We start from the raw sequence: 12714 nt of genomic DNA, 5'->3' as shown, positions 1-12714 counted from the left end.
AATGAGAAAACGTTACAAATTTTCTAATTTATATTCCGGATAGGTTTGTTTTAAATAGGCCTCAGCTTTGGAAGGGATTATTTTTAATACAATGAAAATCGCCAAAGACAATGAGACTATAAACAAGGTCATGCAAAATAGTGCCAAGTCACTTGGATTTGAAATTCGATCAATTCTAATGATATTAAAAAAATGAATGGGCAAAATCATTAACCACGGAAAAGTTCCATAATTAGATAGTGTCTTTTCAAAAAGCCAAATTTTTCCCGTTTCCTGCTTGCGCTTCTTCATTTTTCTGTTTTCAAAAAACAAAAAAGTCAGCATACTACTAATTAAAAAAAGCATCGTTGCGGTAAAAATCTCTTTTGTATAATATTCTTTAAGAAAATAAAACACTGCTAAAATCAAAAACCCAGTTAATATAATTTTAGGTATCGTAAAAAACCCTTTGAAATGACTCCATACGATACGGTTGTATTTTTTTCCTAAAACTACTTGCCGACTTTCTACCACATCCATAAACCCAAAAACACCAAACTTCCTGAACTCTTTATGTAGAACTTCGTCAAAAGTAAGCTTGGGATTCTGCTGCCATTCGGTTTCAATGGCATTTGCCAAATGATCGACTAATTCCGTTTGCAAATCATAATATTCTACATAATGCTGACGGGTAAAAAGGTAAAGTTGGTCTATTTGTTCGGCGGTTAGTTTCATCTTCAAAAAAAATTAATTCAGTTGATATTGTTTTTTGACATTCACTATTGTCTTCCTTTGAAGGTGAATTCCCGTAATTATAAATAATATTCCCATTACCCAAGCACAACAAAAAGGTAACATTATAATTGGATATCTTTGAATTGACTCCTTAAAAGTGTTTAATAGAAACACTATCCAGTACATAAATACAAAGATCCCTGTGAAAGTACTATGACTAATATTCAATTCTAAAAAACGCTTCCCCTTGATTTTTCTATTTGCATAAAAAGAATAGAATGCTGGAATAAAAAGTATTGCTAATAAAACGAATGAATTTTTAACAAACTTAATTGGTTCATCAAAATAAAAAGTTGCTTTAAAGATTAAAAGGGCAAGCAAAATGCCTAAAATAATTTTAGGAAACCTCAAATACTCAGTAATCATATTCCACTGTGCTTTTCTAAACTCTTTTCTCAAAATTTGTGTGCGGTCCTCTTCAATGACTTTAAAACCATTGCGACCAAAACGATCTTCGGCATACTGTTTCACTTGATGAAAAGTAAGTTCTGGATCTTTCTCCCAAATTTCCTCCATACTGGTTACCATGTGATCCGTCAATTCTACTTGTAATTCACACCATTTGATATCAAAGGATCTGACATAATTGGATACATATTCTATTTGTTCGGTAGTTAATTTCATCTTCAAAAAATTAAAATTCTAATTTTGGACTTGGGTTCACTAAACTCTGCATATTCCGGATGAAATCTTCAAGTTCTGAGAGTCGGTTTACGGTTTCTTTCTGACCACTCTCCGTGAGTTTGTAGTATTTACGCATGCGGTTATCCACTTTTTCGATCTCTACATCCAGCAAACCTTCGGCTTCCAGTTTGTGCAAGGCCGGATACAAAGCGCCTTCGGTGATGTTGAGTTCGCCTTGGGTAATTAACTTTACTTTCTGAGTGATTTCATATCCGTACATCTTGCCGTTTTCTTCGAGCAATTTCATGATAATCGTATTCAGACTTCCTTTGTATAATTGTGAGTTTTTCATTTTTTTGTCATTGAGCGTTTTGGAATCATCTCGATTGTACCTAACAAATATACATAAGAAACTTATACATAACTTAATGATGTATGTTAAATTTCAAATATTTTGAATTCAAAAAACCTATTCTGTTTACTATATTTGCAAAAAAAACAACATGTCGTCATTCTATAAATTAAACATTAAAGAAGTTAAACGAGAAACCACAGACTCGGTTTCGGTCTTATTTAACGTCCCATTAGAATTTAAAGCTTTTTACACCTATCTGGCTGGTCAATACACAACCTTAAAATTGAAACTTGACGGTGAAGAGATCCGTCGTGCGTATTCCATTTGTTCTTCTCCGGAAAGCGGCGAATTGCGAATTGCGGTAAAAGCCGTAAAAGGTGGTGCATTTTCTCAATTGGCTAATACAAAACTAAAAGCGGGAGATACCCTGGAAGTAGGAACTCCAGAAGGAAAATTTACCTTTGTTGCTGATGCGGATCGCGCCAGAAATTATGCAGCTTTTGTAGCCGGAAGCGGAATTACTCCGGTTTTATCCATCATTCAAAGTGTTCTCAGCAGCGAACCTAAAAGCAGTTTTATCTTGGTTTACGGAAATAAAACTCCAGAAGAAACCATGTTTCACCAACTATTACATGATTTACAACAAAAATATGTAGCTCGTTTCTTTGTTCACTATGTATACAGTCAGTCCAAAATTGAAGGTGAATTATTCGGCAGAATTGAAAAATCAACCGTCAACTTCATTTTGAAAAATAAACACAAAGAATTAGAATTCGAAAAATTCTATTTGTGTGGTCCGGAAACAATGATCAATACGGTTTCGGATGTTTTAAAAGAAAATAATGTCAAGGAATCGGCTGTAAAATTTGAACTTTTCACTCCGTCTGCCGAAGAAAATCAAATAAAAAAATCATTGGGTGGACATACCAAAATCACGATTATGGTGGATGATGAGGAAACGACTTTTGAAATGTCACAAAAACAAACCGTTCTTGATGCCGCTTTAAAACAAGGCCTTGATGCTCCGTACTCCTGCCAAGGCGGAATTTGCAGCAGTTGTCTGGCTCGCATTACCTCCGGAACTGCCGAAATGAGCAAAAACTCCATCCTAACCGATAAAGAAATTGCCGATGGATTGATTCTTACCTGTCAGGCACATCCAACTTCTGAAACTATTTATGTGGATTATGATGATGTTTAGGAAAACTGTTCCCTTTACGGTAGCTTTGTTTAAAACATCTTGAGAGGCATAATTGAGATGTAATTTTTCTAAATCCCTTAATGGTTCAAAAAAACATTTTTATTTTTAAAACTACTGTCCCCGGCAAAATCGTACGCATCGCATCTTCATAACCAGCTACTTTTTTATTCCCGTAAACCGAAGTCGGTAATTTTGGAAACATATTTCTATCGGAAACCAAAGAATTTTCCAATGGCTGATTAAACGGTGAAAATCCCGCATACGGATGCGTCGCGCCCCACAGTGTAATCACTTTTACGCCTAGCATTGCTGCAATATGTGCATTCCCAGAATCCATGGAAAGCATTACATCAAGATTGCTAATGAGTTGTAATTCCTGTCGCAATTTGAGTTGCCCCGCAACAACAATCATGTTTTCTTTATTAGCAGCAAGCGAATCTAAGATTTCGATTTCCTTTTTTCCACCGCCAAAAAGCAAAATGGTATTGGTTGTGTCCAGAGCTAATTTGTCAATTACTTCCTGCATTAAATCCAACGGATACACTTTAGAATCGTATTGTGCAAAAGGAGCAATTCCAATCCATTTCTGGTTTTTTTCTCCAATTATCGCAAGAATTTCTGGGCTCAAAATTGCTTTTTGAGGAAATTCAGGTTGTGATAAATTAATTGTAAAACCGAGTTGTTCAAATACTTTAACGTGTCTTTCGAACATCGTAGGGAGTTGCTGGAACACTTTGTTTTCTGGCTGGGTCAGCGCTTTTTTCTCGGCTCTTCCTTTATCTACCGCAGCTATTTTCTTTCCGCTTAAAGCAAAAAGGTTTCGGATGATTTTAGAGCGCAAGACATTGTGTAAATCGGCAAAAGCATCAATGTTTAAACCTTTTAAATCTTGGAACAAACGCAACAATCCTGCAACCCCTTTGTGTCGTACTTTTTCATCGAAAGCAAAAAAAGAAAGATTCGGAATTCCTTCAAAAAAAGGTTCGAAAAACGGTCTGGAAATCACTGTGATTTTAACATTCGGATGCTGGTTTACAAAAGCGCGTAAAACAGGAACCGTCATGGCGACATCTCCCATTGCGGAAAGTCTCATGACGGCTATATGTTGGATTTTTTTTGACAAAAGAGGGTTTAAATTACTTCTTGTTTTGGTACAAAACAGGATTCAAATCATCATCGTTGTACATTTTCATTTGTTTGTACACTTTCATGAATTTATTGCCATTTTCAATGTCTGTTAATAAATCATCAATGGCAGTTGACAAATCTGTTCTTTGTTCCAATAAAATATTCAACTTAGCCTGACATTTATCTCTGTGCTCTTGTGAAGCTTCTGTACGAGTAGCTTCTTCATTCATGTGATAAATTTTTAAGGCTAAAATCGACAATCGATCAAAAGCCCAAGCCGGACTTTCGGAGTTGATTTTTGCTTGGTCTTTTACTTTTACAGCACTGTATTTTTGAAGAAAATAACTGTCAATATATTCCACCATATCGGTACGTTCCTGATTAGAAGCATCGATTCTTCTTTTTAAGGTCAAAGCGGCAACCGGATCAATATTTGGATCCCGAATAATATCCTCAAAATGCCATTGCACGGTGTCAATCCAGTTTTTGTGATACAACAAATGTTCAAATTTATCCTTTGGGAAAGGATTATTTATGGGCTGATCCACATTATCAAATTGATGATAATCGTTGATACTTTGTTCGAATACGGAGTACGCTAATTTTGAAAACATATCTTTAAATATTAAAAGACAAAGATACTTTTTATACTTTTATACCATATAAAAATAACTATAAGTTTAATTACAAAAATACGACCATGCAAATCCATTATTTATCAGAGGAAAACAGCGTCCTAAATCATTTTTTAGGGCAGATTAGAAATGTGAACGTTCACAATGACAGCATGCGCTTCCGAAGAAACATTGAACGTATTGGTGAAATAATGGCGTATGAATTGAGTAAAGAATTACAGTATAAAAGTGTAGAAATCAAAACACCATTAGGCCTTAAAAAAACCACTGAAATCAAGGATCAATTGGTTTTATGTTCCATTCTACGGGCCGGATTGCCATTACATTTGGGTTTTCTGAATTATTTTGACTATGCCGAAAATGGTTTCGTTTCTGCTTTTAGGCACCATCCAAACCATGATGATTCCTTTGATATACTTGTGCAATACGAGGCCATTTCTGACATCAACAACAAAAATTTAGTACTAGTAGATCCTATGCTTGCCACTGGTCAATCTATCGTTGCGGTTTACAATAAATTGATGGAGAGAGGCACACCTAAAGAGATTCACATTGCGGTCGTTATTGCTGCTCCGGAAGGCATCGCGCATCTGGAAGCACATTTACCGGAAAATTGTCATCTTTGGGTCGCTACATTAGATGAAAAGCTAAATGAGCACAGTTATATTGTTCCCGGTTTAGGAGATGCAGGTGATTTAGCCTACGGTGAAAAGCTATAATTGCGTAAAAAAAGCAAACAAGCTGCAGGCAATAAGCACAAATAGTACCATTTCCTGTTTTAGTTTAAGTTGAGGCAGTTCAATGTGACTGGTTGCCATAATGGCCAAAGGAGCAAATGTAAACACTAATAAGTCGCTGCTTTTATTTGATGAAATCAGAAAAATAAGTACCCCAATAAAAAACGAAGCAACAATTTTTTTGAAAGAAGTGTGCACCAATTGTGGCCTGTTAGATAATGTGGCAAACATCGAAACCAGAAAAAATAGCGCGATTGTTGCATAAATAGACAAGGCGCCGTTTTGATAATTGGTAGTGAAATAATCAATTTTAAAATTAATTTTTACACTTTTCAAAACGTAATCAACCACATTCAGGTTGAAAACTGTTGCAAAAAGCAGAAACATAATTCCTGCAATAAAAAAAGCAATAAAAGGCAACATCCAGTTTCTATAATCTCTGGAAACATGAAAAATTATAGATATAAAAACCAATACGATAAAGATTATGCTCCAAAAATGAAATAAAGCAGCCAGAAAAATCCACAATGAGGCATCAAATATTTTTTCTTTAGAAGCTTTCAGGGACTGCAATGAAATCAATCGACGTAGGGCTAATAAAATGAAGAAATTCGAAATAATCAGATTTGTATTGTCGAATATAGTTGGGGAAAAAAGCAACAACAAAAAGTAAAAAAAAATCGTGTAGGTACTGTCTTTGCTCAATCCGTTTTTTTTGGCCACAAAATCGGTAATAAAAACTGAAGCCACTACAAAACAGAACAATCCTGCTTTATTTAGGATCGAAAAAAAGGAATTCACCCACGATAAATCTTGAAATTGGTATATAGAAAAGAAAACCAGCATCAAAATTACGACCAATGAAAAATTTAATGGTGTAGATTTTCTAAAAATACTTGTTATCATACGGATATTTTATACTTTTGTGTTCGTAAATATAATACTTGTTTAAAAAGCAAACCCTGTAAGTTCAAAAAGATTCTTCTAAATAAGAATTTTTACCCGTCAGAGTTCCCAAAAGACAACTACTAAAATTAATTTTATACATTATGAAAGCATTTTTCGAAGGAATACAATACTTATTTGTAAATATTTTATTTGCTCCTCTAGACTTTTTACGCTCACTAGAGCTTACCTCTTGGTTTGCTGCAAACACAATTAACTGGATTTTCATGATTATTTGTGCCTCAGCAATGGTATATTGGATCAAACAATTGAAAATTTTTGAAGAAGCAGGAACAGAAAAACAAGATACTACCGCTCACTCTTTCTTAAAATAAGAATTAAAAATGAGCGATAACTGGAAACTATTTTAAGTCGTTTCCAATATCTTTTCTAAAATACATCTTATCAAAATGTAGCTTGTCTATGTTTTGGTAGGATTTTTTTATGGCTTCTTCAAAATCATTTCCATACGAAGTTACGGTCAAAACCCTTCCTCCGTTAGAAACTACATTTCCGTTATCGAGTGTAGTTCCTGCGTGAAAAACAATCGAATCTTCAATGGTTTCTAATCCTGAAATTACTTTTCCTTTTTCGAATTCCTCCGGATATCCACCGGAAACAACCATAATGGTAGTAGCACTTCTTTCATCAATTTCCAGATTAATTTCGTCTAGTTTTTCATTGGCTACAGCCAAAAATAATTCTACTAAATCCGTTTTCAATCTCGGTATAACCACCTCAGTTTCCGGATCACCCATTCTCACATTATATTCTATTACGATTGGCTCATTTTTTACATTAATCAATCCAATAAAAACAAAGCCTTTATATGCAATTCCGTCTTTCTGGAAACCGTCAATTGTAGGTTTTACAATGCGTGTTTCTATTTTTTCCATCAAAACAGCATCAACATAAGGAACTGGAGAAACGGCTCCCATTCCGCCTGTATTTAAACCTGTATCACCATCACCTATACGCTTATAATCTTTGGCAGTTGGCAGGATTTTATAGTTTTTTCCATCCGTAAGAACGAAACAGCTTAATTCTATACCGTCCAGAAATTCTTCGATAACGACTTTAGAACTGGCGGCACCAAATTTTTGATGCACGAGCATATTTCTTAATTCTTCTTTGGCTTCTGCCAAATCTTGAATAATCAACACCCCTTTTCCGGCAGCTAAACCATCTGCTTTCAAAACATACGGCGGTTGCAATGTTTCTAGGAATTTACATCCTTTTTCTACTGTTTCAGCAGTAAAACTATCGTAAGCAGCCGTTGGAATATTATGTTTTATTAGAAATTCTTTGGCAAATTCTTTACTTCCTTCCAGTTGTGCCCCCATTTTTGATGGACCGATAACCGGAATATGACTTAATGTAGCATCGTTTAGAAAGAAATCATAAATCCCTTTTACCAAAGGATCTTCTGGTCCTACCACAACCATTGCTACTTTTTCCTGAAGAACAAACGTTTTTATAGCTTCAAAATCAGTTGGGCTAATAGCCACATTAGTAGCTATTGAAGCTGTTCCAGCATTTCCTGGTGCTACAAAAAGTGTATCACAAAGCGGACTTTGAATCATTTTCCACGCAAAAGCATGTTCTCTTCCGCCCGAACCCAGTAGTAAAATTATCATGTGTAGTTGTGTTTAGTTGTAGTGCAAAAATAATTGCTTTTGTACGTAAAAAATAATTAATTTTTAAAAAGTTGTTCGTTGTCTGTCATTAGTTGTTGGTAAATATTATTTTTGATGAATTATCACTTTAAAATGCTCCCACTTTTCGACTTATCGTTGCAGCTAAATGGTTTTCCAATGAAGGAGGCTAAAGCCGAATTGCAAAAAATTGTAGCCTTTTCTGAAACAGAACTTGAAGTTTTCGTTGCAAATAAAAAAGTGGAAATTGTCCATTTTCATTTGCAAAATAATGCTTTTTACAAAGATTTAGTTGGAAATACAACTTTTACAAACTGGGAAGACTTACCGATTTTAAATAAAAAAAACTTACAAAAACCTTTAAAGGAACGGCTTTCGGAAGGCTATTCCGCTAAAAACAGTTACATCAATAAAACATCTGGTTCCAGCGGAACTCCTTTTATTTTTGCCAAAGACAAATACTGCCATGCGTTGACTTGGGCTTCAAACATGTATCGTTTTGGCTGGTATGAAATTGATTTTAATACTTCCTATCAAGCGCGTTTTTATGGAATTCCAATGAACTTTATTGGCAACAAAAAAGAACGTTTCAAGGATTTTTTGAGCCATCGGTTTCGGTTCTCCATTTTTGATTTATCAGATGCTGTTTTAGAAGGATTTTTGAATCATTTTCGAACTAAAAAATTCGATTATATCAATGGGTATACAAGTTCCATTGTTTTGTTTGCTAAATTTTTACAAAAGAAAAACATCGTATTATCAGCAATTTGTCCGAGTTTGAAAGTGTGCATGGTAACTTCTGAAATGCTTTTTGAAGAAGATAAACTCCTATTGGAAAAACAATTTGGCATTCCTATTGTCAATGAATACGGTGCATCAGAACTTGATTTGATTGCTTTTCAGAATAAAGAAGGAGAATGGCAAGTGAATTCAGAAACGTTATTTATGGAAATTTTGGATGAAAATAATCGAGTTGTTCCAAATGGTACTTCAGGCCGAATCGTGATTACTTCCTTGTTCAACAAAGCGCATCCGTTTATTCGCTATGACATTGGCGATCTTGGAATTCTAGACGAAAAAAGCACATTACAGAAACCCATTCTCAAGCAATTAATAGGCCGGACCAATGATGTTGCCATTTTACCCAGCGGGAAAAAATCACCTGGACTTACCTTTTATTATGTGACAAAAAGCATCATCGAGGACGACGGAAACGTGAATGAATTTCTGATAAAACAAACCAAAATAGATACTTTTGAAATTGAATATGTGAGTGAAACCGAATTAAATTTGGAACAAATTGAAAAAATTAAAAAGGCGATTGAACAATATCTCGAACCGAATTTGAATTTTATATTTATCCGAAAAAAAAGTTTAGAAAGAAGCAATCGAGGCAAATTGAAGCAATTTAAATCGATGCTTTAATGGTCTTGGAATACCGTGGTTTGAGAATTAACTGCGTAAATAAAAACCCAACCATGCAAAGTGTTGCGCTAATTAAATTCAAATGATGATGCGTTCTGTACACGGCAAAATTATGCTTTACTAACTCCATTTTAGAAGCCGAAATAGAATTTTCTCGGATGCGATAAAAAGCTAAACTTTCCGGAACGGGCTGTGCAGTTTTTATTTTTTTGAGTACTGTAAGCCATTGTATCCAATCCTGACGCTTTCGAATGGGGGAAACAGCGATTTTTCCAAAGTAATTAGCTTCATAGATTCCCGTTAGATTCCCTATATAATTACAAAAAAATAACTGTTGGTAGGAAAGATGCAATGGCGCTTCAATTCTTTTGTTTAACAGGTTTCCCCCTTCGTTTATGCAATCATAAAATGAAAATGTGAAAGGAAGCTTATTCACTTTCATAAAATCAAGTTGTTTGTCTAGTTTTTCGGGTTTCCACAAATCATCCGCGTCTAAAAAAGCAATAAATTTCCCGCTAGCTTGGGCCAAAGCGGTACTTCTGGCAATTCCTGTTCCGGAGTTTTTTATAAGTTTAAAAAGGTGGATTCTGCTATCTTTTTTTGTGATTTCTTCAACTATAGATACCGTTTGATCCGTAGAGCAATCGTCTACAATAATCATTTCCCAGTTTTTATAGGTTTGATTTTGCACGGATTGAATGGTTTCAGTGATGAATTTTTCCGAATTAAAAGAAGGCGTAATTATGGATACAAGTGGTTTTTCCATTATTAATACGCTTTTTCATCACCTTTTATGGTGTTGTATATTGTGTTAAAAACAATCTTAATATCTAATAAAATAGACCAATTTTCTAAATAAAAAATATCAAATTTTACTCTGTTGATAATATCTTTATCTGTTTCGACTTCACCACGAAATCCTTTGGTTTGAGCAAGTCCGGTTATTCCTGGCTTTACAAAGTGGCGTACCATGAACTTATCCACCTTCAGCGCATACATTTCGGTATGACTTACCATGTGGGGTCTGGGACCTACAACGGACATATCGCCAAATAGTACATTTAAAAACTGTGGCAGCTCATCAATACTTGTTTTCCGTATAAACTGACCTACTGTAGTTACCCGAATATCATTTTTAGAAACCTGATTTATATCAGCTTCATCGTTTAATTCCATCGATCTGAATTTGTAGCAATTGAATTCTTTATAATTTAATCCGTTCCTTTTTTGGATAAAAAATAAAGGCCCTTTGGATTCCCATTTTATAAAAATTGCGAGAATTATGGTAAGCCAAGATAACAACCCTAGAATCACCACAACCGAAAATAAAATATCAAAAACCCGTTTGATCACCTTGTTCAGGCTATCGTCTAACAAGATATTTCTCAAGGAAATTACTGGAATGTAATTGTAATATTCAAAAGTAAAGTTCCGGGAAAGAATCTGCTTTTTGTCCGGAATAAATTTTAATGTTTTTAGGTTATTGTCAGCAAAATATACAATTTCATTAATTTGACTTTGCGTCAAATCACTCATCGAACAATACATTTCATCTATTTTGTGTTCCAAAACAAAGGCAAAACTCTCCCTAAGCTTTCGCACTTTATCTTTTTTCAAGTCAAAAACTTTTTCTAATTTGTATCCATAATCTGGATTTTTAGTAAAAAACTGTTGTAATGGCTCCACACTTTTAGAATTTCCTAACAGTATTACAGTTCTAAAATTACCGCCAAAAAGCACTCTGTACCTTTTTAGAAAATAATAAATACACAGTTTAATGATTAGAATTAAGAACAGCGAAACTGAAGTGAAGAGAACAATTCTTTGAAAACTGGAATTTTCAGAGTCAAAAAAAGCCAAGACGAGACAAAAAAGGGTAAATAAAACACCTTGTTTTAAAGCACAGTTTAATATAGATATCAATTTTGTGTATCTGTATACTTCATAAAACCCAAGATTGGCCGCTATAATAAACCAGCTGGCACTTATAAATAAGGAATAAAAAACCTTATTTACAGGAAAGTCAGTCAAGTATACCGAAAGCACATTGATAAAGATCAAGTCTATTACAAATGAAAAAGGGCGAATGTAACCTGAATACCTTCCCGTTTTGGTTTTCACAAATTTATCTGATTAGAAAAAGTGTAATACTCTTCTTTTACTACTATAATCCATAATTACTCTGATGCTGAATTTTCATACCTAAACTTAGGCTTTTTAAACTGTTTTAAAATCGTTGAATTAAAAGATATATTTTGAGAAATCTTTATGCTCCTCTTTAGAAAGTTCTTCTTTAGATAACGATTTGAAATAATCATAGGTGATTTTCATTCCTTCGGTGCGACCCACTTTAGCTTCCCATCCCAACAAGTTTTTAGCTTTTGTGATGTCTGGCTGACGCTGCAACGGATCGTTTATGGGTAAGGGATGATACACCACTTTTTGATTGGTTCCGGTTAGTTTTATGATTTCCTCGGCAAAATCTTTGATCGTAATTTCGTCCGGATTTCCAATGTTGACCGGATAAACATAATCCGAATGCAGCAATCTGTAGATTCCTTCGACTTGATCGTCTACATAACAAAACGAACGCGTTTGCATCCCGTCACCAAAAATGGTTAAATCTTCTCCGCGAATCGCCTGACCTATGAATGCTGGAATAACACGGCCATCATTAAGTCTCATTCTTGGCCCATACGTATTAAAGATTCTAACGATTCTGGTTTCGACGCCATGAAACGTATGATATGCCATAGTGATTGATTCTTGAAAACGTTTTGCTTCGTCATAAACCCCTCTTGGTCCAATGGTATTCACATTACCATAATATTCTTCGGTTTGCGGATGAACCAATGGATCTCCGTACACTTCAGAAGTGGATGCGATAAGAATTCGTGCATTTTTTACTCTGGCCAATCCCAACAAATTGTGCGTTCCCAAAGAACCCACTTTCAGGGTTTGAATTGGAATTTTTAGATAATCTATAGGACTTGCCGGGGAGGCAAAATGAAGGATGTAGTCTAAATTTCCCGGTACATGGACAAACTTAGTGATGTCATGATGGTAAAATTCGAATTGTTCTAATTTAAAAAGATGCTCAATATTTTTTAAATCTCCCGTTATGAGATTGTCCATTCCAATAACAAAATAGCCTTCCTTGATAAAACGGTCACATAAATGTGATCCTAAAAATCCTGCGGCTCCGGTGATAAGTATTCTTTTCATAGTAATTATT

The 12714-nt window shown here is 34.7% G+C and carries 14 protein-coding genes; 4 read left to right on the top strand and 10 right to left on the bottom strand.

Annotated elements, in window-relative coordinates; genetic code table 11:
* Nucleotides 1–12 precede the first annotated feature (12 nt).
* The 3 genes from EKL97_RS01185 to EKL97_RS01175 are packed head-to-tail and all read right to left on the bottom strand — an operon-like array spanning nucleotide 13 to nucleotide 1750.
* Nucleotides 13–714, bottom strand: coding sequence for a hypothetical protein (locus EKL97_RS01185; RefSeq protein WP_126567837.1), 702 nt, complete (start codon nucleotides 712–714; stop codon nucleotides 13–15).
* Between the two features lie 12 nt (nucleotides 715–726).
* The gene (locus EKL97_RS01180) at nucleotides 727–1398 is read right to left on the bottom strand and encodes a hypothetical protein (RefSeq protein ID WP_126567836.1); all 672 of its coding nucleotides are present in this window, start codon (nucleotides 1396–1398) and stop codon (nucleotides 727–729) included.
* A gap of 10 nt (nucleotides 1399–1408) precedes the next feature.
* On the bottom strand, nucleotides 1409–1750 hold the full coding sequence (locus EKL97_RS01175; RefSeq protein WP_091259149.1) for a PadR family transcriptional regulator: 342 nt from the start codon (nucleotides 1748–1750) through the stop codon (nucleotides 1409–1411).
* Nucleotides 1751–1901: 151 nt separating this feature from the next.
* Here EKL97_RS01175 and EKL97_RS01170 point away from each other — a divergent pair, with 151 nt between their 5' ends.
* Nucleotides 1902–2954 carry a ferredoxin--NADP reductase gene (locus EKL97_RS01170; protein WP_126567834.1) on the top strand — a complete coding sequence of 351 codons (1053 nt, stop codon included), beginning with the start codon at nucleotides 1902–1904 and terminating at the stop codon, nucleotides 2952–2954.
* Between the two features lie 85 nt (nucleotides 2955–3039).
* On the opposite strand, the gene EKL97_RS01165 is transcribed toward EKL97_RS01170, so the two are convergent.
* Both EKL97_RS01165 and EKL97_RS01160 read right to left on the bottom strand, forming a co-directional pair.
* The gene (locus tag EKL97_RS01165; protein WP_126567832.1) at nucleotides 3040–4047 is read right to left on the bottom strand and encodes a glycosyltransferase family 9 protein; all 1008 of its coding nucleotides are present in this window, start codon (nucleotides 4045–4047) and stop codon (nucleotides 3040–3042) included.
* A gap of 43 nt (nucleotides 4048–4090) precedes the next feature.
* Entirely contained in the window at nucleotides 4091–4696 is a 606-nt protein-coding gene (locus EKL97_RS01160) for a DUF4254 domain-containing protein (protein WP_126457775.1), read from the bottom strand.
* 86 nt (nucleotides 4697–4782) lie between these two features.
* Between EKL97_RS01160 and upp the strand changes: the two genes are divergently transcribed.
* Complete coding sequence (gene upp, locus EKL97_RS01155) at nucleotides 4783–5436, top strand: uracil phosphoribosyltransferase (RefSeq protein WP_126454984.1); 654 nt, start codon at nucleotides 4783–4785, stop codon at nucleotides 5434–5436.
* On the opposite strand, the gene EKL97_RS01150 is transcribed toward upp, so the two are convergent.
* Nucleotides 5431–6360, bottom strand: a complete 930-nt coding sequence (locus EKL97_RS01150; RefSeq protein WP_126561356.1) for a DUF6427 family protein — start codon at nucleotides 6358–6360, stop codon at nucleotides 5431–5433. The genes upp and EKL97_RS01150 overlap by 6 nt on opposite strands.
* Nucleotides 6361–6503: 143 nt before the next feature.
* Between EKL97_RS01150 and EKL97_RS01145 the strand changes: the two genes are divergently transcribed.
* Nucleotides 6504–6734: a DUF6341 family protein gene (locus EKL97_RS01145; RefSeq protein ID WP_126454980.1), complete on the top strand. Its 231-nt coding sequence runs from the start codon at nucleotides 6504–6506 to the stop codon at nucleotides 6732–6734.
* 27 nt (nucleotides 6735–6761) lie between these two features.
* Here the strand turns inward: EKL97_RS01145 and purD are convergent, their stop codons facing one another.
* Complete coding sequence (purD, locus tag EKL97_RS01140) at nucleotides 6762–8036, bottom strand: phosphoribosylamine--glycine ligase (protein WP_126457773.1); 1275 nt, start codon at nucleotides 8034–8036, stop codon at nucleotides 6762–6764.
* Between the two features lie 132 nt (nucleotides 8037–8168).
* Here purD and EKL97_RS01135 point away from each other — a divergent pair, with 132 nt between their 5' ends.
* Nucleotides 8169–9479 (top strand): phenylacetate--CoA ligase family protein, encoded by a 1311-nt coding sequence (locus tag EKL97_RS01135; RefSeq protein ID WP_126567830.1) that lies wholly within the window; start codon nucleotides 8169–8171, stop codon nucleotides 9477–9479.
* On the opposite strand, the gene EKL97_RS01130 is transcribed toward EKL97_RS01135, so the two are convergent.
* From EKL97_RS01130 to EKL97_RS01120, 3 genes are all read right to left on the bottom strand, one after another.
* Complete coding sequence (locus tag EKL97_RS01130; RefSeq protein ID WP_126563527.1) at nucleotides 9463–10245, bottom strand: glycosyltransferase family 2 protein; 783 nt, start codon at nucleotides 10243–10245, stop codon at nucleotides 9463–9465. The two genes, EKL97_RS01135 and EKL97_RS01130, sit on opposite strands and share 17 nt — an antisense overlap.
* Nucleotides 10246–10247: 2 nt before the next feature.
* Complete coding sequence (locus tag EKL97_RS01125) at nucleotides 10248–11600, bottom strand: exopolysaccharide biosynthesis polyprenyl glycosylphosphotransferase (RefSeq protein ID WP_126567828.1); 1353 nt, start codon at nucleotides 11598–11600, stop codon at nucleotides 10248–10250.
* Nucleotides 11601–11720: 120 nt separating this feature from the next.
* Nucleotides 11721–12704 (bottom strand): UDP-glucuronic acid decarboxylase family protein, encoded by a 984-nt coding sequence (locus EKL97_RS01120; protein ID WP_126457769.1) that lies wholly within the window; start codon nucleotides 12702–12704, stop codon nucleotides 11721–11723.
* Between the last annotated feature and the right edge of the window lie 10 nt (nucleotides 12705–12714).

The sequence above is a fragment of the Flavobacterium sp. LS1P28 genome (assembly GCF_003970335.1).
Lineage (GTDB): Bacteria > Bacteroidota > Bacteroidia > Flavobacteriales > Flavobacteriaceae > Flavobacterium.
Note: the sequence above shows the minus strand (reverse complement) of the source record. Positions and strands in the feature narration are given on the sequence as shown.